The following is a 22,506-nucleotide window of genomic DNA, read 5'->3' as shown; positions in this document are numbered from 1 at the left end:
GTTCTCTCCTCAGTGCGTAGCCATGGCGGGACGGCTGCGTGCGGCGACGACGCGTCCGGCCCATGGCAAAAATTCCAGCATCAGCAACAGCAGCGCGATCCACAGGCCGGCCGTGCCGATGATCCCCATCAAGCCGTCGTTCCCCATCGGCAGATGGTAGTCGTACAGGCCCGCACCCGTCTTCGGGATCGTCTGGCCGCCGATGAAAATCGTCCAGCGCATCATCCAGGCGCTGTGCAGCGCGATCAGGCCGTTGACGAGACCACTGCTGGCCGGGCGCCAGATGGCCAGGGCCATCGGCACGATGGACGACAGCACGGCCCACACGGCCGTGAACTGCCATTGCGGCATGCCCGCCACCTGGGTAAAGGCCATGCTGTGACTGGCGCTCACGCCGGACAGGCTGACGAACAGCCAGCCGCCGCCCAGCGCCAGCACCAGCGACAGCGACAGGGCCAGCGCGCGGTTCAAGGACACTTCCAGGGCCATGTCGCGGCCCGGCAGGAAACGGTTGAACAGCAGCGCCATGCCCACCGCCCCGACAAAGGCCGTGGCGGCAAACTGCGCCGGCAGGAAAGGCGTGAACCACAGGGGACGGGCGCGCACCACCATCACTTCCATGCCCGTGTACAGACCGACGACAAAGGCGGCGAGCAGGGTGAAGACGGCGGCGGCGACGATGGCCTTGCGCGATGCGGCGCCGCCACGTCCCAGCAGGCGATAGGCAAAGGCCAGACGGTCCTGCCCCTGCCCCCGCGTGGCGAAGTCCCCGCGCAGCGCCAGCCACGCGTACAGCATCAGACAGCCCAGATACAGGGGAATGAAGAACGAGCCCCACGACATCCACGACTGCGGCTGGAAGTAAATATAGAAATGGTAGAAGCGGCCCGGCCCGTGCAGGTCCGCCAGCAGCGCCACGGGCGCCGTCATGCCGCACACGAGGGACGCCAGCAGCGCGATGCGCCCCAGGCGTTCATACGCCTTGCGGCCGAAGACGAAGTACGGCAAGGTCAGCATGAAGCTGCCATAACTGAGGCCGATGAGGAAAAAATACTGCACCGCCCACGGCAGCCATGCCGCTTCGCGCGTGACGTTGACAATTTCGGTGATGTGGCTGTCCATGGTTTATTTCCCGTGTTTGCTCGGTTGCCAAAGTGTCGCTTCGCCCTCGACGTGGCCGGCGAAGCGCGTATCGAGTCCCAGGTAAAACACGTGGGGCTGGGTGCCCTGCTCGGGTTTGAGCACCTTCACCTTGTTCTCGGTGAGCAGCTGATGCACTACGCTGTCCGGGTCATTCAGGTCGCCGAAGATGCGCGCGCCGCCCACGCAGGTTTCCACGCAGGCCGGCAGCAAGCCTTCGTCGACCCGGTGCGCGCAGAACGTGCACTTGTCGGCCTTGCCCGTCTCGTGGTTGATGAAGCGCGCATCGTACGGGCAGGCCTGCACGCAGTAGGCGCAGCCCACGCAGCGGTCGCCGTCGACGACGACGACGCCATCCTTGCGCTGAAAGGTGGCGCCCACGGGACAGACGGGGATGCAGGGAGGATTGGCGCAGTGGTTGCACAGGCGCGGCAGCATGTAGGTGCCGCAGCGGTTCTCTTCCTTGACTTCATAGGTCGAGACGACGGTGCGGAAGCTGTTCTCCGGCACGGCGTTTTCCATGATGCAGGAGACCGTGCACGCCTGGCAGCCGATGCATTTCTGCACGTCGACCACCATCGCCCAGCGCTGTCCGCCTTCGCCCCTGGTGGCGGCCTTGCCGGGCAGCGGCGCGATGGCCGCACCGATGGTTACGGCGGGCAAGGCGCGCAAGAAACTGCGGCGCGATTCGATCATGACACTCTCCTTGACTATGGGCGGCAAGCCCTTGTTGACTTGCTGCCATGATAGAAAAGAAGGCGCTGAGGGGGTATTGGGGTGATCGTGCGGAGGCCTAGATGATCATGCCGATTGACAGGATCGACAATGCGGAGTAGGCCGGACCGGCGGACCGCCAACGATGCTGTCGGATTACGGCCTGCGGCCTAATCCGACCTACAATGCATCCGGAGAATACAAGCGGCGGTGCCAGCGACCGCGTAGCGGTCCGTCATGCCGGCGATGCAGGAGTAGGTCGGATTAGCGGGGCCGCCGAGGCGCGCCAGCGCGTAATCCGACAACCTTGTTGGCAGGGATGGTGGTGGTGTCGGGTTACGCCGTTCCGGCTAACCCGACCTACAACTCGTCGAGCGAATACAGCCGGCGGTGCTCGCGGATCGCGTAGCGGTCCGTCATGCCGGCGATATAGTCGGCGATCTTGCGCGCCTGCTTGGTCACATCATCGCCGCTGACCTGATAATCGGGCGGCAGCAGGGCCGGTTCGGCCATGAAGCTGTCGTACAGTTCGCGCACGATGCGGCTCGCTTTGACGCGCATGCGGTTGACCTGATAGTGGCGGTACAGGTTCGCGCGCAGGAAGCGCTTCAGCTCCGTCGCATCCTTGCGCATGGCGTCCGAAAAACGGATCAGCGGAGGGCTGGCGCGCACTTCGCTGACGTCGCGTGGCGCGGCGTCCGCAATCAGGGCATTCGACGTGACGATCAGATCGTCGGCCAGGGCCGTGATCAGGCGGCGCAGGGTTTCGTAGATGGCGCGCCGGCCCGACAGGCCGGGAAACGCCTGCTGCACGTCGCGCCACAGGCGGCCGAAGAACTCCACCTCTTCCAGCTGGGCGATGGTGATCAGGCCCGAACGCAGGCCGTCATCGATATCGTGGCTGTTGTAGGCGATTTCATCGGCCAGGTTGGTCAGCTGCGCTTCCAGGGTCGGTTGCGTGCGGTCGATGAAGCGCTGCGCCACGGGGCCCAGTTCGCGCGCATGCGCGAGCGAGCAGTGTTTCAGGATGCCTTCGCGCGTCTCGAACATCAGGTTCAAGCCGTCGAAGGCGCCGTAGTGTTCTTCCAGGGTATCGACCACGCGCAGGCTTTGCAGGTTGTGCTCGAAACCGCCGTGCGCCTGCATGCACTCATTGAGCACGTCCTGGCCCACGTGGCCGAACGGCGTGTGGCCCAGGTCATGCGCAAGCGCGATGGCTTCGACCAGGTCTTCGTTCAGGCGCAGGTTGCGCGCGATTGAGCGGCCCACTTGCGCCACTTCCAGGCTGTGCGTCAGGCGCGTGCGGAACAGGTCTCCCTCGTGATTGAGGAAAACCTGGGTCTTGTATTCGAGGCGGCGAAAGGCCGAGGAATGGATGATGCGGTCGCGGTCGCGCTGGAACTGGCTGCGCGAGGCGTGCGGCGCCTCGGCAAAGCGACGTCCCTGCCCCTGTGCCGAATGGGCCGCGTACGGAGCAAGGAAGTCTTCGGGCAGCATGTTATTGCACTCCGGCGGCCAGGGTGGCGAGCACCAGTTCGTGCGGCGCGGACGTGATGCACGGGCTGCCCAACGGTTTCAAGAGGATGAACTTGATGGCGCCGCCCTCGTTCTTCTTGTCCACCTCCATCAGTTCCAGCCAGCGCTCGACGCCGAGGTCCGGCGCCTTGACGGGCAGGCCAGCGGCGGCGACGAGTTTGCGCACGCGCTCGACGGCCGCCTGGTCGATATAGCCCATGCGGCACGACAGGTCGGCCGCCATCACCATGCCGCAGCCGACGGCTTCGCCGTGCAGCCAGTGGCCGTAGCCGAGGCCCGCCTCGATGGCGTGGCCGAAGGTGTGGCCGAAGTTCAGGATGGCGCGCAAGCCGCCTTCGCGCTCGTCCTGGCGCACCACGTCGGCCTTGATTTCGCACGAGCGGGCGATCGCATAGGCGAGCGCCCCCTTGTCGCGCGCCATCAGCTTGGCCATGTTCGCTTCGATCCAGTCGAAAAACGCGGCATCGATGATGGCGCCATGCTTGATCACTTCGGCCAGGCCGGCCGACAGCTCGCGCGCCGGCAGGGTTTCCAGGGTCGAGGTGTCGGCGATCACGGCGCGCGGCTGGTAGAAGGCGCCGATCATGTTCTTGCCCAGCGGGTGGTTGATGCCCGTCTTGCCGCCGACCGAGGAATCGACCTGCGCCAGCAGGGTGGTCGGCACCTGCACGAAGCCGATGCCGCGCATGTAGCTGGCGGCCGCATAGCCGGTCAGGTCGCCGATCACGCCGCCGCCCAGCGCCACCAGGGTGGTCTTGCGGTCGCATTTATTGGCCAGCAGCGCATCGAAGATCTGCATCAGGCTGGCCCAGTTTTTATATTCTTCGCCGTCCGGCAGGACGATGCAGATCACTTCGCGGCCATCGCTGGCCAGCGCCGCCTGCAGGCGGCCCAGGTACAGCGGCGCGACGGTGGTATTGGTGACGATGGCCACCTTGTGGCCGCTGATATGGCGCAGCAGCGCATCGGCGTCGGCCAGCAGGCCAGGCCCGATGGCGATCGGATAACTGCGTTCGTCGAGGTCTACGCTCAACAACATTTTGGATTGCTCGTTCATCGAAGGCTCTGCATGAATGACGCAGTTGGGCGAGGCCTCGCATTCGAGGCTGGCCAGCTGCATCAGGATGGTCTGAACCATCGATTGTACGTTAGGACGGCCCGTGTCGATCACAATGTCGGCCACTTCCATGTAATGGGGCTCGCGTTGCGCCGTCAATTCTTCCAGCTTCTTGCGCGGGTCGGCCGTCTGCAGCAGGGGGCGGTTCTTGTCGTGGCTGGTGCGCGCGAGGATGTTGCTGACGCTGGCGCGCAGGTAGACGACCGTGCCCCGTTCCTTCAGGTAGGCGCGGCTGTCGGCGTTGAGGATCGCCCCGCCGCCGGTGGCCATGACGATGCCTTCCTGGGCGCTCAGGTCGCGGATGACCTCGGCCTCGCGCCGGCGAAAGCTGGCCTCGCCCTCGATCTCGAAGATCCACGGGATGGTCGCTCCCGTGCGTGCCTCGATTTCGTGGTCGGAATCGACAAAGCGCAAGCCCAGCTTGCGGGCCAGGATGCGCCCGATCGTGGTTTTGCCTGCGCCCATGAGGCCGACAAGAAAGATATTACTGTTGGAAATTTCGGACACTATTTGCATTTCACTCAGGCGACAACCCTGTCTTGCTGTTGTCGCCCTGTGACTCCATTATTGGCATGTGAACGTCAGTTTAAACGGATAGCTGGTAGTTAGTAAATGCGGCGTGGTGATATTGACATTGAATGTCGCCACCCCGGGAGTACATGGCACGCCCGACGGGCTGCTGATGGTGACGAGATGACTCGTGCCCTGATACAGGGGCGGCGCACTGGCAGTTGAGGGGAAGGTCTTTTGCACGGTCGATGGCGAGACGCCGCCACTGGCCGCGCGCACGATATTGGCCACTTCCACCGTGGTACCGCTGGGCATGGGATTGTTGTTGATGTCATTGATCTGCAAGGTAAACACCTTCGGTACGTTCCAGCTCACGTCGCCCAGGTCGTTGATATCATTTCCCGTCGTCAAAGTCCTGTTGCCGTTCAGGATGGTCGTCGCCGGACGGCTGCCACTGATGAAGAAGTTGATTTTGGCAAAGATGGGGGTGGCGCTGCCGTCGCTGGTGCTGGCGCAGATAGTGCCCACGCCAGCGCGGGTGCTGTCACTGCTGCCCAGCGGGCCGTTGCAGACGGTGGCTGGCGTATTCGGCGTCGGCACGCGCGGTTGCTGCGCACGGAAATCCACCGAGCAAGCGCCGTTGACGGAATTGCAGCCGCCCTTGCTTGCGCTGCCCACCACGCCCACGTTGGTCTGGAAGGCAACGGGCGTGCCGTCGGCCACGGGATTGCCAAACTTGTCACCCATGGCCACCGTCACGGAGGCCGAGGCCGCGCTGCCGTTGGCGTCGACATCCAGGCCTTCGACATTGCTGTCGCTGATGGATAGCGAAAACGCCTTCTGCACCGGCGTCCCCGTCGAGACCACGATGGAATCGGACAGGGTCGACACGCCCTTGCCGTCGAGCGTGGCACGGATACGGAAAGACAAGGGGGTAGAACGGGAACTGACGCTGGTAGTCACTTCACCATTGGCATCGGTGGTGCCCGAAACAGGATTGAGATCGACTTCCGCATTCGGATCGGCTTTCGAGAACGATACTTTCAAGCCCGGCAAGGGATTATTGAAGGTATCGAAAACACGGAATTTCAAGGTGGCCGTTTCACTGCGCAAGAGTCCGCCCTCACCCTTGATGACGATGGACTTATCCGCAGGAATGGCCGAATAGAACTGGACCGAGGCCGCCTGTGGCGCACCGATCGGCAGCACCGCGCTGCGGCTGCCCGAAACGCCGCTGGCAGTGGCGGAGATGATATCGTTGACGCCACAACCGAGATCGCGGTAGACGGCGCGCGCACTGCCGTTGGCCGTTTGCACCACGGGCGCGAAGGTGGCCTTGCCAGCCGTGACACAGGAGGAAGTGAAGTTCACGGCCAGGCTTTGGTCTGTATATTTCACGCTGCCAGACAACACATCCAGCGATACCTGGGTCGAACCATATGCCTCCAGGGACGGCGCTTCAAAGGCAATGTTGCCAAATGTCAGGGTTGTTGCGCCCACGACATAGTTGATGGCACTGGTCGAGGTCGTGCCATTCATGACGACGGCCGCCGTCAGGGTGCCCGCGCCGCCCACTGCCAGGCTGACGGGCCGCAGGATCACGCGCGCCTCGCCCTTGGCATCGCTCAGGGTCGTGCCGGCAGAGGGCGACAGCGTGGCCAGGGCATTATCCGTTGCAAACACCACCAAGGCGTCCGGCAGCGGCTTGCCATCCTGGTCCTTGACGATGGCCACCGCCGTCAAAGGAGCGGAACTTGACAATGCGTTGCTGGCACTGCCCGAGGCAGTCAGCAAGGCGATACCGATGCTGGCCTTCGAGGCCACGCTGGACGAAATCTGATAGTTGGCTTCACCGCTGACGGTGACTGCGGCGGTGGTCACGCTGGCAGTCACTTTTCCCGCGCCGCTGGCCGCGCTAGTGGCGGGGCGCATGGTCACGCTGGCAACACCCTTGGCATCGGTCAAGGCGGTAGCTGGTGCCAACACAGCCAGCGAACTATCCACGGCGAACGTCACCAGGGCATTTGCCACGCCCGCACCATTTTTATCGAGCACCTGTGCCCGGGCGGTCAAGGGCGCGTTGACGCTGACGGTACTGCTGGCCTGTCCATTCGCATTGAGCAAGCTGACGCTCACTGTCGCCGGTACACCACCCGTCGTGCCGCCACTGCTGCCGCCATCGATGGTGGGATCACCGCCGCCGCCGCCACAGGCGGCCAGCAAGGAGCCCAGCGCCAGCAAGACCAGCCAATTCGATACCCTACTCCAAGAAGTATTGCCAAAAGAAAAATTCCGCATAGTCGCCATCAGTCCGCTTTCGTTTGCATTGTTACTTAAACGTAAAGATGTGACATTAACGTGTTGCTGGCCGATCTGCCACTATTTTCGGCGTAATAAACACCATCAGTTCCGTTTTTTCTTGACTGCGGCCCGTGCTGCGGAAAAAAACACCGAGCACGGGGATGTCGCCCAGCAGCGGCACCTTGCTGTCCGTGCCCCGTTCCGATTGCTGATAAATACCGCCCAGCACTACGGTTCCGCCGTCTTCCACCATCACTTGCGTGCGCACGTGCTTGGTGTCGATGGCGAAACCGGAGCGGGTTTCCTGGCCCACGCTATCCTTGTTGACGTCCACTTCCAGCACCACGTTGCCGTCCGGCGTGATTTGCGGCGTCACTTCCAGACGCAGGTTCGCCTTGCGAAACGTGATCGACGTGGCGCCGCTGCTGGTGGCCACCTGGTACGGCAGTTCGATGCCCTGCTCGATCAGCGCCAGCACCTTGTCGGCCGTCACCACGCGGGGGCTGGAAATGATCTTGCCCCTGCCATCCGCTTCCAGCGCGGACAACTCCAGGTTCAGAAAACGGTTGGCGGCCGCCGAAAACAGGCTCAGGGCGAAGCTGGCCGGCGGCAAGCCATTGATGCTGGCGGCCGGCAAGTTGACGAATTGCGTGTTCGGCACGAAGGCGCCGGCGCCCGCCACCGTTTGCCCCGTCGCCTCGCCCACGCCCTGATACGTGCCGCCGATGGCCGCGCGGCGTCCGCTGCCGCCCAGCGAAAAACCGGGCACCTGCCCCGCCGCCAGGCGCTGGTCCGTAAAACCGAGGCGCGCGCCCAGGTTGCGGCTGAAGCTGTCGTTCGCCTCGACGATGCGCGCCTCGATCATGACTTGTCGGGTCGGAATATCCGTCTTGTCGATCAGTTGCCGGATCTGTTCCAGGCGCGCCGGCACATCGGTGACAAACAGCTGATTCGTGCGCGGCTCGATCAGCACGCTGCCACGGCGCGACAGCAGCCGGCTGCGCCCTTCCCCCGCGTCCAGGCCGAACACGGCGCGGAACGCTTCCGCCTTCTGGTAATTGAGCTGGAAGATGGCCGACTGCAAGGGTTCCAGTTCCGCGATCTGCGCGCGCGTTTCAAGCTCCAGTTTTTCGCGCGCGAGGATTTCCTCACGCGGCGCAATCCACAGCACGCTGCCATTGCGCCGCATGTCCAGACCCTTGGCCTGCAGCAGCACGTCGAGCGCCTGGTCCCACGGCAAGTCGCGCAGGCGCAGGGTCACATTGCCCGCCACGCTGTCGCTGGCGATGATATTTTGCCCCGACGCATCGGCCAGGATGTGCAAGGCCGCGCGCACGCCCACGTTCTGGAAATCGACGGAAATCTTATCCCCTGCATACAGACGCGGCGCCGTCACCTGCACCACCGCCTCCTGGGCAAGGGCGCCGGCATGCAGGCACAGCATGGCGGCCACAAGCATGCTGAGCGGCCTCATGGCGCCGCCTCGGGCAGGCTGGCCTTCGCCCCCGCCCCCGCCACCTGCAAGGCCAGGCTGCCGCGCCGCTCGCGCCAGGGGCCATCCGCCTCGCGCAGCAATTCACGGTACTGCACGGCCTGTTCACTGATGTCCGTCACCACGCCGTGGTCTTGCCCCAGATACTGGCCCACTGCCACCCGGTACACGCGCTGGCCCGCCAGCAGCAGCGCGCTCAGGCGCCCGTCCTGCTGCACGCTGCCGACCATGGTGATGGCAGGCAAGGCCACGCTTTCCAGCGGCTCGCGCACGCGGTGCAGGTCGGGTCCCGCCACGCCCCCACGCTGTCCGGACGCGGGCGGCAAGGCATTAAATGGATCGGCCAGGGCGGCCGCCTCGTAGGGATACGGCGCGACAGCGGCAAGCGGACGCCATGCCGGCGCGCTGCCCTTTGGAGGCAATGCCGCTTGCGTCGCCAGCTCCCCCGCTTCGGGCAAACGATACGCCTGCAGCACGGCATCAAGGGTCAGCAAGCGATCCTTGCCGAGGGTCAAGGCCAGCGCATGCACCGTGACGATGCGCGGCAGGCGCGCCAGGTCTGCCAGCAGCGCGCCCATGGCGTGGTAGCCGCCACGCAACTGTATCGTGATCGGCAAGGCGACATACGGCGCTTGCGGCCGGGCCGCGTCCGGCTTGAACAGCGAAAATTGCAGGCCGCGCGACCGGCCTGCGGCGTTAATGTCCGTCAACAGCGCCGCCATTGCCTGCTGGTCGGGCAGTTGCTGTTCCAGCAGGGCCAGCTCGGCGCTGGCCTGACGCTGCTCTGCACGCCACCGCGGCAACTGCCTTGCCCTGGCCTGCGCCGCCAGATAATCGGCGCGCAAGCGGGCTTCCTCACTATGCGCCAATCGCACGGTAGCCATCAGTCCATCGAGCCATGCGGCGTGCAGCAGGGCAGTCACCAGCATGCCGGCCAGGGCAGCGCAAGCAAGGCGCGCCGGCAGCGGCCACAGTGACGCGATCTTCAAGCTCAGCATGATCAACCTCCTGCATTAGGGTGACAAAGCCAGCCGTATCGTCCATTCCACGGCGCCATCGGCCGCGCCGCGCACTTCCAACACTTCCGGCCGGGACCAGGGCGCGGCCTGCGCCAGCGCCAGCAGCAATGCCGCGACCTTTTCCTGCGAAACGGCCTGCCCTTGCAGGCGCACCATCGCCGTTTCCTGGCGCACACTGTGCAGGGCGACGCCGGCCGGCATCGCCTGGGCCAGCGCCGCCAGCATGCGCACCCACGCATTGCGCTGCTCTTGCAGACTAGCAATGGCCTGCTGGCGCAGCAGCAGGGCCGCCGTCTCGCCCTGCACGCGCTTGCCTGTGACAAGGACCGTATTGACTTGCTGCATGGCATGCCGCCAGCCCTCCTGGCGGTGCAACTGCACGTCGAGCTGGTGCTGCAGCCAGGCGCCCGCCGCCAAGGCCGTCAGCAATCCCAGCAGCGCCCCACCGGCCAGTTGCCACAACAGCCGCTGCATGCGCCTGCGGCGTGCCGCCTGGCGATACGGCAAAAGATTGATGCATGGCACTTCCGCCACGGCCTTCATCGGGCGTACCGGTGCATGGCCAAGCCCCAGGCCAATTGATAGTTCAGGCCGCCGCCGGGCAAGGCTTGCCAGCCGCCCTGCGCGAGCGCCGCCCGCAAGGCCAGCGCCTCGCTATCCATGACGACGGGCGTCAAGCCGGCCGCCGTGGCCGCATCGAGACGGCGCTGCACGCTGGCGCGCCGCGCCGCCACCAGCAGCACGTCGACCTCGCTGCCGGTCTGGCCGGCAAGCGGCGGCGCAGGGCCGAGAATGAAAAAATCCAGGTTGGCGTCTTCCAGCGCAAACGGCATGTATTGTCCCGCTTCGAGTTCCACGAGGATTTCCAGCTGTTCCTCCGGCAATCCCGCAGGCAGGCGGATCGCATGCGTGATCAGGGCCGTGGCCGGCATGGCCAGCGCCACGCGCGTGCAGCCGCTGCCACTGTCGCGGCATGCCAGGCGCACGGCGGCAGCCAGGCCCTGCAGATCTTCGATCATGCCCTCACGCATTACTCCTGCCGCCAGCGCGGCGCTGCCGCAATGCCGGCACGCCAGTGTTCCCCGCCGGCGTATCAACTCGACCACGCGCACGGCATCGTCCGCGATGTCGACGCCCAGCAAGCCGGTGCCAAGAAGACTGCTGATGGACATGTTTTTCATAGAGAAACGTTAGCGTGGAAGGAGGTCCTGCCATCCGAAAGCCTAGTCCCGGCAGCGCTGGCTTGTAAACGGATTTCACGCTGGTGTCTGCGGCGCGCGGCGCCTATCTGGCGGGGCCGTGATCTGGCGCAGGATAATTGTTACCAAATCCTGGTTGCCAGCGGGCCAATACACGCTTATATAGAATATCGGCAAGTTTCAATTCTCCCCCGGCAAGCGCCACGGCGCGCTGCCACCCCGGCAAGCTCGCTTATAATTGGCCGGCATAATTAACCGAAAGACAGACGACGCATGACATCTTCAAAATCCGCTGGCCCCGCTGGCTCGAAGCCGCCCACCAAGGGCAGCAAACCCAAACGTTTCCTGCTGATGGCCCTGGTATCGCTGCTGGGCCTGGGCATCGTCGGCGTCTTGCTGGTGGTCTTTGGCCTGGCCATGGCCTATCCGAACTTGCCGGCGCTCGATACCTTGACCGATTACAAGCCAAAGATGCCGCTGCGCGTGTTCACGTCCGACAGTGTGCTGATCGGCGAGTTCGGCGAGGAACGGCGCAACATGGTGCACATCAAGGATATTCCCGATGTCATGAAGAAAGCCGTGCTGGCTATCGAAGATGACCGCTTCTATGAGCATGGCGGCGTCGATTACCTGGGCATCACGCGCGCGGCCCTGCACAACCTGACGGGCGGCGCCAAGCAAGGCGCCTCGACCATCACGCAGCAGGTGGCGCGCAATTTCTTCCTGTCCAGCGAACAGACCTTGAAACGCAAGGCGTATGAAGTCTTGCTGGCATGGAAGATCGAGAAAAACCTCAGCAAGGACCAGATCCTCGAAGTCTATATGAACCAGATTTATCTGGGACAGCGCGCCTATGGTTTCGCCTCGGCCGCGCAAATCTATTTCGGCAAGAATATCCAGGACCTCACCGTGGCCGAAGCGGCCATGCTGGCCGGCTTGCCGAAAGCGCCGTCGGCCTACAATCCCGTCGTCAATCCGAAACGCGCGCGCATGCGCCAGCAATACATTCTGCAACGCATGGCGCAGCTGGGCTACATCACGCCAGCGCAGTATGAAGAAGCGAAAAATGAAGAACTGAAAGTGAAAACCGACAGCAGCGCCTTCGGCGTACACGCGGAATATGTGTCGGAAATGGCGCGCCAGCTGGTCTACGAACAATTCAAGGAAGATACGTATACGCGCGGCCTGAACGTCTACACCACCATCACCAAGGCCGACCAGGACGCCGCCTACATCGCCTTGCGCAAGGGCGTCATGGATTACGAAAAACGCCACGGCTACCGCGGCCCGGAAGCGTATATCGAGATTCCGAAGACCAAGGCCGAAGCCGATGACGCGATCGAGACGGAGCTGGCCGACCACCCGGACAGCGACGACATCATCGCCGCCATGGTGCTGCAGGCGTCGCCCAAGTCCTTGCAGGCAGTCACATCGGCCGGCGAGGAAATCACGATCACGGGTCCCGGCCTGACCTTTGGCGCGGCCTGGCTGTCGGAAAAAGCGGCGCCGAACCGCCGCATCAAGCGCGGCGCCGTGATCCGCGTCATGCAGGAAAACAATGCCTGGGTCCTGACGCAGATGCCGGAGGTGCAATCGGCGTTCGTCTCGGCCAGCACCACGGACGGCGCCATCCGCGCCATGGTGGGCGGCTTCGATTACAACCGCAACAAGTTCAACCACGTCACGCAGGCATGGCGCCAGCCCGGTTCGGCCTTCAAGCCCTTCATCTATTCCGCCTCGCTGGAGCGGGGCCTGTCGCCGGCCACCATCATCAACGATGCGCCGATCTCGTTCGACGCGGGCCAGACGGGCGGCCAGGCGTGGGAGCCGAAGAACTACGACAGCAAATACGATGGTCCGATGACCATGCGCAAAGGCTTGATGAAATCGAAGAACATGATTTCCATCCGCATCCTGCACAAGATCGGCGCCAAGTATGGCCAGGAATACGCGACGCGCTTCGGCTTTGACGCGGACAAGAACCCGCCCTACCTGACCCTGGCACTAGGCGCGGGCAACGTGACGCCGCTGCAGATGGCGGGCGCCTACGCCGTATTCGCCAACGGCGGCTACAAGATCAACCCGTATCTGATCGCCAAGGTGACCGATAGCGACGGCAATATCCTGTCGCAAGCCAAGCCGGACTTGGCGGGCGAGGAAGCCAACCGCGTTATCGACGAGCGCAATGCCTTCATGATGAACAGCATGCTCAACGACGTCGTGCGCTTCGGTACGGCAAACAAGGCCATGGCCCTGAAGCGCCCTGACCTGGCCGGCAAGACGGGCACGACCAACGATTCCATCGACGCGTGGTTCGCCGGCTACCAGGCCAAGCTGGTGGGCATCGCCTGGATCGGCTACGACCAGCCGCGCAACCTGGGCAACCGGGAAACGGGCGGCGGCCTGGCCTTGCCGATCTGGATCAGCTACATGGCGAAAGCCCTGAAAAGCATTCCCGTCGAGGAGCGCGCCGTGCCGGAAGGCCTGATCCGCGTGGGCGACGAGTACTACTATGCGGAAAATCCGCCGGGCACGGGCGTGGGCAGCCTGGAAGGCGCGGCGCGCGGCACGCCGGAGGAAGAAAAGGCGAAAGAAGCCGTCAAGAACGAGCTATTTTAAACACGTAAGCCGGGTAGGTCGGATTAGCGCGCAAGCGCGTAATCCGACAACATCGTTGGCGCCGGTGGTGGTGTCGGGTTACGGCCTGCGGCCTAACCCGACCTACCCGACCTTGGACCACAAAAAATGGGCAGCCCGCAAAGGCTGCCCATTTTTTATGCATCACTTCAAACACTTACTTCAATACAACTGCCGCGCCCGCCTGCTCGCTGGCCATGGCCGACAGGGCCGCAAATAGCTCGGAGCCGTCGCGCGTGTTGATCCACTCGTCGCCCACGCGCTTGTAATGAAAACCGCCGGAACGGGCGGCCACCCACATTTCGCGCATGGGGGCCTGGCTGTTGACGATGATTTTCGTGCCGTTATCGATGAATTCGATTTCCAGCACATTGCCGCTGCGGCTGCATTCGACGTCGAGCACGTCTTCATCGTTCAGCCGGTCCAGCGCCGCCTCGATCTGGGTCAGGGTGGCTTCGGCCAGGGCCAGGAATTCCGATTCGCTCATGCTACACTCCAAAGATCTTAATCAAACCGTGATTCTAATCGTGAAGTCATCCTCAGCGTTTTATATCGGCATCGCCATTGTGGTTTCTAGCGTCCTGGCCGGCTGCGGCCAGCCCGGTCCCCTGTACCTGCCCAAGCCGCCCGCGGCCAAGGGCGCACCTGCCAAAGGCCCCGTCGAACCGGCGCCCGTGCCGCCCCCGCCCGTCATCGTGCCGGCCACCTAAACGGAACGCACCGGGGCGGCGGCATGCGTCGCCCTGGCGTTCTTGAGGCGCTTGCTCCAGGCGAAACCCACGCGGATTAACAGCAGTAACGCGACGATAGAGCCGAACAGGATCGGTTGCGCGAAATTATGCTTGCCCGCCTTCATCCACCAGAAATGCAGGATGCCGAGCGGCGCGATCACATAGATCAACCGGTGCAGCCACTGCCAGCGCTTGCCACCCAGGCGCTTGACCATGCCATTCGTGCTCGTCACAGCCAGCGGAATCAGTAAAACGAAGGCGATGAAGCCCACGGTGATGAACGGCCGCTTGAGCACATCTTTCCACATTTCCTGCACATCGAAAAAGTGATCGAACCATAAAAACGTGGTGAAGTGCAATGTCGCGTAAAAAAACGCGAACAGGCCCAGCATGCGCCGCAGCTTGATCAGCCAATTCCATTGGGTGAAGCGCCGCAAGGGCGTGACCGCCAGGCTGATGCACAGGAAGTACAGGGTCCAGTCGCCCGTGCCGCGCGTGATGAATTCCAGCGGCTCCACCAGCTGCCCCGTGTACGTCAGCCAGACCATGCGTGCGAACGGCAGCAGCGCCAGCAGGAAGATCAGGCTTTTCAGCAGCGACAGCTGTTTGCTCGTGGGGTTGATGGCCATGGTCTTTCCTTAAAAGAACTTCTTCAGGTCCATGCCCGCATACAGCGAGGCCACGTCGTTGTAGCCGTTGAACATCAGGGTCTTGCGCTTGCGCGCGAGAAAACCGTCTTCGCCGATGCGCCGTTCGGACGCCTGCGACCAGCGCGGATGATCGACGTTCGGATTCACGTTCGAGTAAAAACCGTATTCGGACGGCGCCGACAGGTTCCAGGACGTGCGCGGCTGCTCCTTGACGAAACGGATCTTGACGATGGACTTGGCGGATTTAAAGCCATATTTCCACGGCAAGACCATGCGCACGGGCGCGCCGTTCTGGTTCGGCAAGGTCTCGCCATACATGCCCAGGGTCAGCAGCGCCAGCGGATGGTTCGCTTCATCGATGCGCAAGCCTTCCGTATAGGGCCACTGCAACACTCTGCTGCCCACGCCCGGCATCTGCTTTTTGTCAGCCAGGGTGATGAATTCCACGTACTTGGCATTGCCCGTCGGCTCGACCTTTTTGATGATTTCCGAGAAGGAATAACCGACCCACGGGATGACCATCGACCAGCCTTCCACGCAGCGCAGCCGGTAGACGCGCTCTTCCAGCGGCGCCAGCTTCAGCAAGGCATCGAGATCGAGCGTCATCGGCTTTTTCACTTCGCCTTCGATGCTGACCGTCCACGGCCGCGTGCGCAGAGTGCCCGCGTTTTGCGCCGGGTCGCTCTTGTCCGTGCCGAATTCGTAGAAATTGTTGTAGCTGGTGGCGTCTTTATAGGCCGTCTGCTTTTCCAGCGCCGAATAGGCGGGATTCAATTTGGCAGCCAGCTTGGGATTCGTGCCTTGCGCGAAGGCTTCGCGGCTGGCCATTTCCAGCAAGGCCGCGCTGGACACGGAGCCCAGAGCGATTTGCTTGATGAAACTGCGGCGCGATTCGAATACGGCGCGCGGCGTGATTTCAGAAGAATACGGCAACTCGATGCCGTTGGGACTGCGCTTGATCAACATGGCGGCTCCGGGAAAAGGTGATTATTTGTACCTTACACCAGTTTTCCCGGGCCGTTCATGACGCTTCTGTCATGCAAAAAAAAGTTACTAAAGTGCCCGAAAAAAGTTCAGGGCAAGGCGCCTTGCCGCAGGCAGTACGCATAGTACGACAAGGCAAGGCAACGCCGCCATGGGCTTTTTCTCGGGTACTTTTACAGTTTTCCGTAAGAATGCAGGCCGGAGAGGAACATGTTGACACCCAGGAAGGCAAACGTCGTCACCAGCAAGCCCACCAGCGCCCACCACGAGGCGACGCGGCCGCGCAAGCCCGTCATCAATCGCATGTGCAGCCACGCTGCATAGTTGAGCCAGACGATCAGCGCCCATGTTTCCTTCGGGTCCCACGACCAGTAGCCGCCCCACGCTTCGGCCGCCCACAGGGCGCCCAGGATGGTCGCTACCGTGAAGAAAGCGAAGCCCACGGAAATGGCCTTGTACATGACGTCGTCGAGCACTTCCAGCGACGGCAGGCGGTCGACCAGGTAGCCGCTCGACTTGAGCAGGTAGGCGGCCGCCACCATGGCCGACAGGGCAAACGTGCCGTAGCCGATGAAGTTGGCCGGCACGTGGATCTTCATCCACCAGCTTTGCAGGGCCGGCACCAGCGGCTGGATTTCGGCCGCGTCGCGCGTGACCGTGTACCACATCAGGAACACGACGGCCGCCGAAATGACCAGCATGACGAAGGCGCCCAGCTGGCGCGTCGCATAATGCTGTTCGTAATACAGGTAGAACATGGCCGTGATCAGGGAAAACAGGATGAACACTTCATACAGGTTCGACACGGGGATGTGGCCCACGTCGGCGCCGATCAGGTACGACTCGTACCAGCGCACCAGCATGCCCGTCAGGCCCAGCACCACGCCGGCCCAGCACAGCAGGGAACCGACGGACGAACCGAATGCCGAGCGCGCCACCAGGCCGATCCAGTAGAACAGGGTCGACAGCACGAACAGGGTGCCCATCCACAAAATGGCGGACTGGCTCGACAAGATGTATTTCAAGAAGAATTTCTGGTTCGCCATCTCCAGATGGCCCGCGTACAGCTCGATGGCGAACAGCGACAGCACGGCAGCCAGCGGGATCAGCCAGCGCACGGGCTTCCAGTACCAGCCCAGCCACGCGAACGTGGGCGCCGCAGCCAGCAGGATGGCCTTTTCATAAATATCCATGAAAGCGCCAAAGCGCATCAGGCCGAACAGCGAGGCGGCCAGCAAGCCGGCGCCATACAGCCAATCGATCAGACTCAGGCGCTTGAAAAATCCTGGTTCCTGCGTATATATTTGCTTGTTTGCCAATTCCATCATTTTCTCCATTCCCGGCGACGCGCAAGCGTCCCGAAACTCAGCCAATCCAACTCAGCGCAGCTTACGCCGATTGCGGCAGCTTTGCCTTCAAGTTCTCAAATTCTTTTTCAAAATCCAGCGTCTTGCGTTGCGTGCTCATGGCCATCAGGGCCTCGCTGCCGCCGTCTGTATCCTTGATCCACACCCACAGGCGGCGCTCGCGGATATAAAACATGGAAAATACGCCGATCACGAGGAACAGGCAACCGAGGTAGACCACGCTCTTGCCCGGCGAACGCGTCACCTGCAGCACGGATGCCTTGATTTCCGTGAAGTCGTCGAGCTGCAGATACACGGGCGCGCCATAGAAGAAGCTGTCGGACAGCGCATTCGTGGCCAGCTGCAGGAAGCGGCCATGCTTGTCATCGGCCTCGACGGCTTTCAAGCCATCCTGGGCGCGCGCCGCCTGCCACAAGTCCCACAGGCTGCCATTGAGGATTTTCATGAAGATATCGGCCGCTTTTTCTTGCTCGGCGGCAGGAATTTTCTCCAGGAAACGCGAAATGGCGAGGAAACCGCCCTCTTGCCCGTTGCCGGCAAAGATACCCAGGCTTTTCGCCGCCGACTCCTGCAACTGGCCGCGCAAAGCTTCCGCGTTCGCCTGCGGCATGGCGCGCGCCGCATAGCGGGCGGCGGCCTGCTGGCGCAGCGCTGGATCTTGCAGCGCGGCACGCAAACGCATCCACTCATTCACGCTGACATTGTCGTCGGCGGGAATGCGCAGATAGCTGAACGGGTCGCTGGGGTTGACGCGCATGCCGGCCAGGAACACCGTCGTGCCATCGACCGTGACCGGCTGCATGTAGTTCTGGTATTCGCGCGCCTGTCCCGTCTTGTCGCGCAATTTGTATTGCACCGACGGCCCCACGTTCTTGAGATCCTTGTTATGGGCGTTCTTCGCGGCCGACCCGAGGCGTTTATCGAGGCCGACGGCGAATTTATCGTTAAAGCTTTCCGCCTTGCTGACGGCGCGCACATCCTGGCCGGCGCTGAGGTTTTCCACGTTGAAGGGACGGAAACCCGACCATTCCACCGTGTAGGAATTGCCATCGCTGCGCTCGAGCGGCGTGCTGCCGCCCACTTCGCCGCCGATATCGAAGCGTTTCGTCGTCTTGCCCGTCATCGGATAACCCGTCAACTTGAGCTTGCTGCCGCCATCCTCAAAACTGGACTGGTACAGGGCCAGGCCCTTGTACAGCAGCGGCTGATTGACTTTGATGGTTGCCGGGAAAGTTTCTCCCGTTGCGTGGTCGGTGATGACGACATCGCTGGCGAACAGTTTGGGCATGCCCGTGCTGTAGAAATCGATGTGGAATTTCTTCAGCAGGATGGTGATGGGCAGATCCTGGATCAGCACGCCATCGGCCTGGGGAATGATGGCCGTGTTGCTCGACGAGCCTTCCGGGATCATGGTATTGCCGCGGAACGTGGGGTTCGACAGGCTCAGGCGGTGCTGAGCGGGAATGTCGGCGATCACGCCGCTGCCGGAAAACGGCGTCTTGCCAAAGAACCATTGCTGTACGCGGATCGGCATTTCCGAGTCGAGCAAGCCGCCCACGCAGATGATGACGATGGCGCCATGGGCAAAGATATAGCCCCATTTATTCGCCGCGCCCCGCTTGGCGGCCACCAGGGTGGCATTGTCCTTCTCGACCACCTTGGCCCCGTAGCCGGCGTCTTTCAGGCGCATCACCATCTGCTGCGCCAGCACGGCGCGCGGCAGCGGCGCCTGCCATTCCAGCTTGTGGTGGAAATTGCGCAGCGATTGCTCGCGCACGGTTTCGCGCCAGCTGCGCATGTCCTTGAGCATCTTCGGCGCATTGCGCACGATGCACAGCGAGGTCGAAGCGACGAGGAAGCCCATGATGACAAGGAACCACCAGGCCGAATACACGGAATACAGGCTCAGCTTGTCGAAAACGGCGAACCAGAACGGACCGAACTGGTTCACATAATTGGGCATGGGCTCGTTTTGCTTGAGCACGGTGCCGATGATGGACGCGACGGCGATCAGGGTCAGCAAACTGATGGCAAAGCGCATCGACGAGACCAGCTCGACGAATTCAGCCAGGCTGCGGCGTTGGGTCTTTAACTCGATTCCGGTCGTGCCTGTGCTCATACGTGGATACTCATACGGGATATGCAATCTTGAAGAAAAGGTGGCATGGAGCAGATAGTTTCTCCGCGCAAGGCGGCAGCATACTCCTGTTTGGCCCCTGCCATGAAAAAGGGCAGCCTGTGGAAACGGCCGCCCTTGTTCACGCGCGCTGCTGCGCCTGGCAATGTCTTGCCACTATGAAAACTTACTTCAGGCCGGCGATATAATCGGCAACGGCAGCGATTTCGTCATCCGACATGCGGGCGGCGATCGTGTGCATTTGCGCGCTGTTCTTGCGGGCATCTGCCTTGGTGCTGCGGAACATGGTCAGCTGGGCCACCGTGTAATCCTGGTGCTGGCCGGCGATGCGCGGATACTGGACAGGAATGCCATTGCCCGTCGCGCCATGACAGCTGGCGCAGGCGGCGACTTGCTTGGAAGCAATGCCACCACGGTAGATTTTCTTGCCCAGGTCGATCGTATCCTTGTTTTTCGCGGCGCCCGGCTTGGACAGCTGCGCGCCCAGGTAGGCGGCGATATTCTTCTTGTCGGCGTCGCTGAGCATCTTCGCGTACGTCGTCATGACGGGCTGGCTGCGTTCCGGCGTGGTGAAGTCGACCAGTTGCTTGTAGATATAGCTTTCGTGCTGGCCGGCCAGCTTCGGATTGACGGAAATGGTCGAATTGCCGGCTGCGCCATGGCAGGAGACGCAGGCAGGCAGGCCGCGCGCCGCATCGCCATCGGCGTACAGGGTAGCGCCCTTGGCGGCATCGGCCTTGACGGCCGGTTTCGGTGCTTCGACCGCGGAGGCAGTTGCCGATACAGCCAGCAAAGCGAGCAGCATGGATTTGATAAACGGTGAAAACGCACGATTCATTCAGGCACCCTGAGACAGTGAGAAATTAGTGGTGGACATTGCCGCGCCCTGTGGATTTTTGCTTTATTTTCAGGGCCGCAAGCCGCATCGCTGCTACGCCGGCAACAATAAACAACCCCTTATTGTACAATAGCTTCTTGGCGTTATCGCTCCCTTATCGCTCCCTTTTGTTGCTTTACTACTCCCATGTCAAAACTCTGGCAAGCCCGCTTCTTTACGACCGTCAACCAATTGCGTGATCTGCCCGATACCACGGTGCCGGAAATCGCCTTTGCCGGCCGCTCCAATGCCGGTAAATCGACCGCCATCAACATCTTGTGTAATCAGAAAGGCTTGGCGTTCGCCTCCAAGACACCTGGCCGTACCCAGCACATCAACTACTTCTCCATCGGCGGCGCCCACGTGGCGCAGCACCGCAAGGATGCCACCATCGTCGAAGAGATCGAATGCCTGCTGGTCGACTTGCCGGGCTACGGCTACGCGGAAGTATCGGGCTCGGCCAAATTGCACTGGCAGCGCCTGCTGGGCGATTACGTCCAGCGCCGCGAGCAATTGGCGGGCTTGATCCTGATCATGGATTCGCGCCGTCCGTTCACCGATCTGGACATCCAGATGCTGGAATGGTTCGCGCCGACGGGTAAACCGATCCACTGCATCCTGACCAAAGTCGATAAGCTGAACCGCAATGAATCCGTGAATGCCTTGCGCCAGGCGAAAGCCAAGCTCGACAGCTATGTGGATGAGGACGGCGTCGGTTTCCCGTTCACCGTGCAACTGTTCTCGGCCCTGAAGCGCGTCGGCATCGACGAAGCCAATGACAAGATCATGGAACTGGCCGGCATCAGCGAAGACGGCGCGGCCCAGATGGTCGAACTGATCGAGATGGAAGACGACATCGAGCCGGAATCCGACAAGCCGGCTTGATCGAGATCAACGCCGCGTAAAAAAAGGCTGCCCGTTCACACGGCGCAGCCTTTTTTATTGCCATCAGCGTCCCGACCGCCTAGCGCCGTCCCGGCCCAGGCCGCTTCTCCGAAAAGAATTCCTGACGCAGGAAGGCAGTCAGCTCGGCCGTGTCTTCCACGCGGGCGCTGAGGTTGACGTTACGCCCCAGGCGCCGCGATTCCCAGACGAAGTCGCCCGGTTTTTCGGCACGGATCAGCTGGATCATCTTCTTGATGATGGCCGTTTCGATATCGGGCTCATTGCCCAGTTCCACTTTTTCCTGCTTCAGCCAGTTGCGCTTGAAGTTGCCGTTCCAGCCCTTGAACTTGACTTCGGCGCTGAACGAGGTCTGGTTGACGATGGAAAACACACCGCCCGAATCCTCGCGGTCGCTGCCGGAATTGCGTCCCTGCGCACCGGCGATATTCGCCTTGGCCACGCGCATGGCGCGGTCGTTTTCGCTTTCCTCGGCCGGCGGCGCGGGGTTCTGCGCCTCGCGCTGCTTGCGGCGCTGCTCGATCATCGAACTCATGTCTTCAGCCGGCGGCGGCGGCAATGGCACTTTCGATACCAGCGGCGGCGTGTAGGTTTCCAGTTTTGGCTTGTCGCGCGGCACGTCTTTTGTGACCACGCGCTTGCTCGGCGCCGGCGGCGGTTTCACCTTGGCCACTTTCGTGTCCTTCGGCTTGGGCGTGGGCTTGGGCTGCGGCTTCGGTTGCGGCTTGTCCTTCAGCGGCGCGATGTAGACCATCGCGCTTTCCTTCTTCGGCGGCGGAATCTTTTCGATCGTATCGCTGCGCAACAGGACATACGCCGCCAGCAGCACGTGCAGCAAGACGGACACGCCGAGCGCAACCTTGCGCGTGGTGCTGGTCCTGGACCCGTAGGCCGGTGGTGGCTGGATCACTTGCCCGCAGGTGGGGCAAATATCGGAATCGGCAGCCAACAAATGGGTCGTGTCATGCAAAATGAATCGTGCTTTCTGTGTAGCGAAGAAATAACATTACAGGGCAGCCATAGTGCCAGAGTCCCTTGCTTTTGGGAACACTTCCTCGGCCTTTCCAACCCGAAGCGTACAGGATAGCGACATTCCTTGCAGCGCTGACCAGAGTACCCGAGCCGTCCCTTGACGGTTGTTACCGTATGTATCACCGCCCATACAAAACCGGCGCCCCATTCACGCAGGAAT

Annotated in this window: 18 protein-coding genes and 1 pseudogene; 3 read left to right on the top strand and 16 right to left on the bottom strand. The window is 62.3% G+C overall.

What is annotated here, in order from left to right; all coding sequences use genetic code 11:
- Positions 1 to 9: 9 nt before the first annotated feature.
- From nrfD to pilM, 9 genes and pseudogenes are all read right to left on the bottom strand, one after another.
- Positions 10 to 1,122: an NrfD/PsrC family molybdoenzyme membrane anchor subunit gene (nrfD, locus tag ACQ4W4_RS19315; RefSeq protein WP_436543322.1), complete on the bottom strand. Its 1,113-nt coding sequence runs from the start codon at positions 1,120 to 1,122 to the stop codon at positions 10 to 12.
- A gap of 3 nt (positions 1,123 to 1,125) precedes the next feature.
- Positions 1,126 to 1,836 carry a sulfate reduction electron transfer complex DsrMKJOP subunit DsrO gene (dsrO, locus tag ACQ4W4_RS19310; protein WP_436543321.1) on the bottom strand — a complete coding sequence of 237 codons (711 nt, stop codon included), beginning with the start codon at positions 1,834 to 1,836 and terminating at the stop codon, positions 1,126 to 1,128.
- Positions 1,837 to 2,214: 378 nt separating this feature from the next.
- Complete coding sequence (locus tag ACQ4W4_RS19305) at positions 2,215 to 3,351, bottom strand: deoxyguanosinetriphosphate triphosphohydrolase (protein ID WP_436543320.1); 1,137 nt, start codon at positions 3,349 to 3,351, stop codon at positions 2,215 to 2,217.
- A gap of 1 nt (position 3,352) precedes the next feature.
- Positions 3,353 to 4,972 (bottom strand): bifunctional shikimate kinase/3-dehydroquinate synthase AroKB, encoded by a 1,620-nt coding sequence (gene aroKB / locus ACQ4W4_RS19300; RefSeq protein WP_436543447.1) that lies wholly within the window; start codon positions 4,970 to 4,972, stop codon positions 3,353 to 3,355.
- A 99-nt stretch (positions 4,973 to 5,071) separates the two neighbouring features.
- Positions 5,072 to 7,258, bottom strand: a complete 2,187-nt coding sequence (locus ACQ4W4_RS19295) for an Ig-like domain-containing protein (RefSeq protein ID WP_436543319.1) — start codon at positions 7,256 to 7,258, stop codon at positions 5,072 to 5,074.
- 112 nt (positions 7,259 to 7,370) lie between these two features.
- Positions 7,371 to 8,696, bottom strand: a pseudogene (locus tag ACQ4W4_RS19290) (type IV pilus secretin PilQ); the annotation flags it as partial.
- Between the two features lie 92 nt (positions 8,697 to 8,788).
- Positions 8,789 to 9,808: a pilus assembly protein PilP gene (locus tag ACQ4W4_RS19285; protein WP_436543318.1), complete on the bottom strand. Its 1,020-nt coding sequence runs from the start codon at positions 9,806 to 9,808 to the stop codon at positions 8,789 to 8,791.
- Between the two features lie 15 nt (positions 9,809 to 9,823).
- Positions 9,824 to 10,303, bottom strand: coding sequence for a PilN domain-containing protein (locus tag ACQ4W4_RS19280; protein ID WP_436543317.1), 480 nt, complete (start codon positions 10,301 to 10,303; stop codon positions 9,824 to 9,826).
- A gap of 65 nt (positions 10,304 to 10,368) precedes the next feature.
- The gene (gene pilM / locus ACQ4W4_RS19275; RefSeq protein ID WP_436543316.1) at positions 10,369 to 11,001 is read right to left on the bottom strand and encodes a pilus assembly protein PilM; all 633 of its coding nucleotides are present in this window, start codon (positions 10,999 to 11,001) and stop codon (positions 10,369 to 10,371) included.
- Between the two features lie 300 nt (positions 11,002 to 11,301).
- Here pilM and ACQ4W4_RS19270 point away from each other — a divergent pair, with 300 nt between their 5' ends.
- Positions 11,302 to 13,647: a penicillin-binding protein 1A gene (locus ACQ4W4_RS19270; protein ID WP_436543315.1), complete on the top strand. Its 2,346-nt coding sequence runs from the start codon at positions 11,302 to 11,304 to the stop codon at positions 13,645 to 13,647.
- 175 nt (positions 13,648 to 13,822) lie between these two features.
- Here ACQ4W4_RS19270 and cyaY read toward each other — a convergent pair whose 3' ends face one another.
- Positions 13,823 to 14,152 carry an iron donor protein CyaY gene (gene cyaY / locus ACQ4W4_RS19265; protein ID WP_099401300.1) on the bottom strand — a complete coding sequence of 110 codons (330 nt, stop codon included), beginning with the start codon at positions 14,150 to 14,152 and terminating at the stop codon, positions 13,823 to 13,825.
- Between the two features lie 40 nt (positions 14,153 to 14,192).
- On the opposite strand from cyaY, the gene lptM reads away from it, so the two are divergent.
- On the top strand, positions 14,193 to 14,375 hold the full coding sequence (gene lptM / locus ACQ4W4_RS19260) for an LPS translocon maturation chaperone LptM (RefSeq protein WP_070221692.1): 183 nt from the start codon (positions 14,193 to 14,195) through the stop codon (positions 14,373 to 14,375).
- On the opposite strand, the gene msrQ is transcribed toward lptM, so the two are convergent.
- From msrQ to ACQ4W4_RS19235, 5 genes are all read right to left on the bottom strand, one after another.
- On the bottom strand, positions 14,372 to 15,025 hold the full coding sequence (msrQ, locus tag ACQ4W4_RS19255; protein ID WP_436543314.1) for a protein-methionine-sulfoxide reductase heme-binding subunit MsrQ: 654 nt from the start codon (positions 15,023 to 15,025) through the stop codon (positions 14,372 to 14,374). The two genes, lptM and msrQ, sit on opposite strands and share 4 nt — an antisense overlap.
- Before the next feature lie 9 nt (positions 15,026 to 15,034).
- Positions 15,035 to 16,012: a protein-methionine-sulfoxide reductase catalytic subunit MsrP gene (msrP, locus tag ACQ4W4_RS19250; protein WP_436543313.1), complete on the bottom strand. Its 978-nt coding sequence runs from the start codon at positions 16,010 to 16,012 to the stop codon at positions 15,035 to 15,037.
- 191 nt (positions 16,013 to 16,203) lie between these two features.
- The gene (ccsB, locus tag ACQ4W4_RS19245; protein WP_436543446.1) at positions 16,204 to 17,355 is read right to left on the bottom strand and encodes a c-type cytochrome biogenesis protein CcsB; all 1,152 of its coding nucleotides are present in this window, start codon (positions 17,353 to 17,355) and stop codon (positions 16,204 to 16,206) included.
- Positions 17,356 to 17,419: 64 nt separating this feature from the next.
- Positions 17,420 to 19,516: a cytochrome c biogenesis protein ResB gene (locus ACQ4W4_RS19240; RefSeq protein WP_436543312.1), complete on the bottom strand. Its 2,097-nt coding sequence runs from the start codon at positions 19,514 to 19,516 to the stop codon at positions 17,420 to 17,422.
- 184 nt (positions 19,517 to 19,700) lie between these two features.
- Entirely contained in the window at positions 19,701 to 20,372 is a 672-nt protein-coding gene (locus tag ACQ4W4_RS19235; RefSeq protein WP_436543311.1) for a c-type cytochrome, read from the bottom strand.
- Positions 20,373 to 20,558: 186 nt separating this feature from the next.
- Between ACQ4W4_RS19235 and yihA the strand changes: the two genes are divergently transcribed.
- Positions 20,559 to 21,296 carry a ribosome biogenesis GTP-binding protein YihA/YsxC gene (gene yihA / locus ACQ4W4_RS19230; RefSeq protein WP_436543310.1) on the top strand — a complete coding sequence of 246 codons (738 nt, stop codon included), beginning with the start codon at positions 20,559 to 20,561 and terminating at the stop codon, positions 21,294 to 21,296.
- A gap of 79 nt (positions 21,297 to 21,375) precedes the next feature.
- Here the strand turns inward: yihA and ACQ4W4_RS19225 are convergent, their stop codons facing one another.
- A complete protein-coding gene (locus ACQ4W4_RS19225; protein WP_436543309.1) occupies positions 21,376 to 22,284 on the bottom strand; it encodes a hypothetical protein in 909 nt (302 codons plus the stop codon).
- Positions 22,285 to 22,506 lie beyond the last annotated feature (222 nt).

This window comes from Janthinobacterium glycogeni (genome assembly GCF_051380725.1).
Taxonomy (GTDB): domain Bacteria; phylum Pseudomonadota; class Gammaproteobacteria; order Burkholderiales; family Burkholderiaceae_D; genus Janthinobacterium.
Note: the sequence above shows the minus strand (reverse complement) of the source record. Positions and strands in the feature narration are given on the sequence as shown.

What these genes read in the sequence shown, in the direction of transcription:
- nrfD (WP_436543322.1), bottom strand. Translation starts at nt 1,122, where the DNA reads ATGGACAGCCACATCACCGAAATTGTCAACGTCACGCGCGAAGCGGCA.
- dsrO (WP_436543321.1), bottom strand. Translation starts at nt 1,836, where the DNA reads ATGATCGAATCGCGCCGCAGTTTCTTGCGCGCCTTGCCCGCCGTAACC.
- ACQ4W4_RS19305 (WP_436543320.1), bottom strand. Translation starts at nt 3,351, where the DNA reads ATGCTGCCCGAAGACTTCCTTGCTCCGTACGCGGCCCATTCGGCACAG.
- aroKB (WP_436543447.1), bottom strand. Translation starts at nt 4,972, where the DNA reads ATGGGCGCAGGCAAAACCACGATCGGGCGCATCCTGGCCCGCAAGCTG.
- ACQ4W4_RS19285 (WP_436543318.1), bottom strand. Translation starts at nt 9,808, where the DNA reads ATGCTGAGCTTGAAGATCGCGTCACTGTGGCCGCTGCCGGCGCGCCTT.
- ACQ4W4_RS19280 (WP_436543317.1), bottom strand. Translation starts at nt 10,303, where the DNA reads ATGCAGCGGCTGTTGTGGCAACTGGCCGGTGGGGCGCTGCTGGGATTG.
- pilM (WP_436543316.1), bottom strand. Translation starts at nt 11,001, where the DNA reads ATGTCCATCAGCAGTCTTCTTGGCACCGGCTTGCTGGGCGTCGACATC.
- ACQ4W4_RS19270 (WP_436543315.1), top strand. Translation starts at nt 11,302, where the DNA reads ATGACATCTTCAAAATCCGCTGGCCCCGCTGGCTCGAAGCCGCCCACC.
- cyaY (WP_099401300.1), bottom strand. Translation starts at nt 14,152, where the DNA reads ATGAGCGAATCGGAATTCCTGGCCCTGGCCGAAGCCACCCTGACCCAG.
- msrQ (WP_436543314.1), bottom strand. Translation starts at nt 15,025, where the DNA reads ATGGCCATCAACCCCACGAGCAAACAGCTGTCGCTGCTGAAAAGCCTG.
- msrP (WP_436543313.1), bottom strand. Translation starts at nt 16,012, where the DNA reads ATGTTGATCAAGCGCAGTCCCAACGGCATCGAGTTGCCGTATTCTTCT.
- ccsB (WP_436543446.1), bottom strand. Translation starts at nt 17,355, where the DNA reads ATGGAATTGGCAAACAAGCAAATATATACGCAGGAACCAGGATTTTTC.
- ACQ4W4_RS19240 (WP_436543312.1), bottom strand. Translation starts at nt 19,516, where the DNA reads ATGAGCACAGGCACGACCGGAATCGAGTTAAAGACCCAACGCCGCAGC.
- ACQ4W4_RS19235 (WP_436543311.1), bottom strand. Translation starts at nt 20,372, where the DNA reads ATGAATCGTGCGTTTTCACCGTTTATCAAATCCATGCTGCTCGCTTTG.
- yihA (WP_436543310.1), top strand. Translation starts at nt 20,559, where the DNA reads ATGTCAAAACTCTGGCAAGCCCGCTTCTTTACGACCGTCAACCAATTG.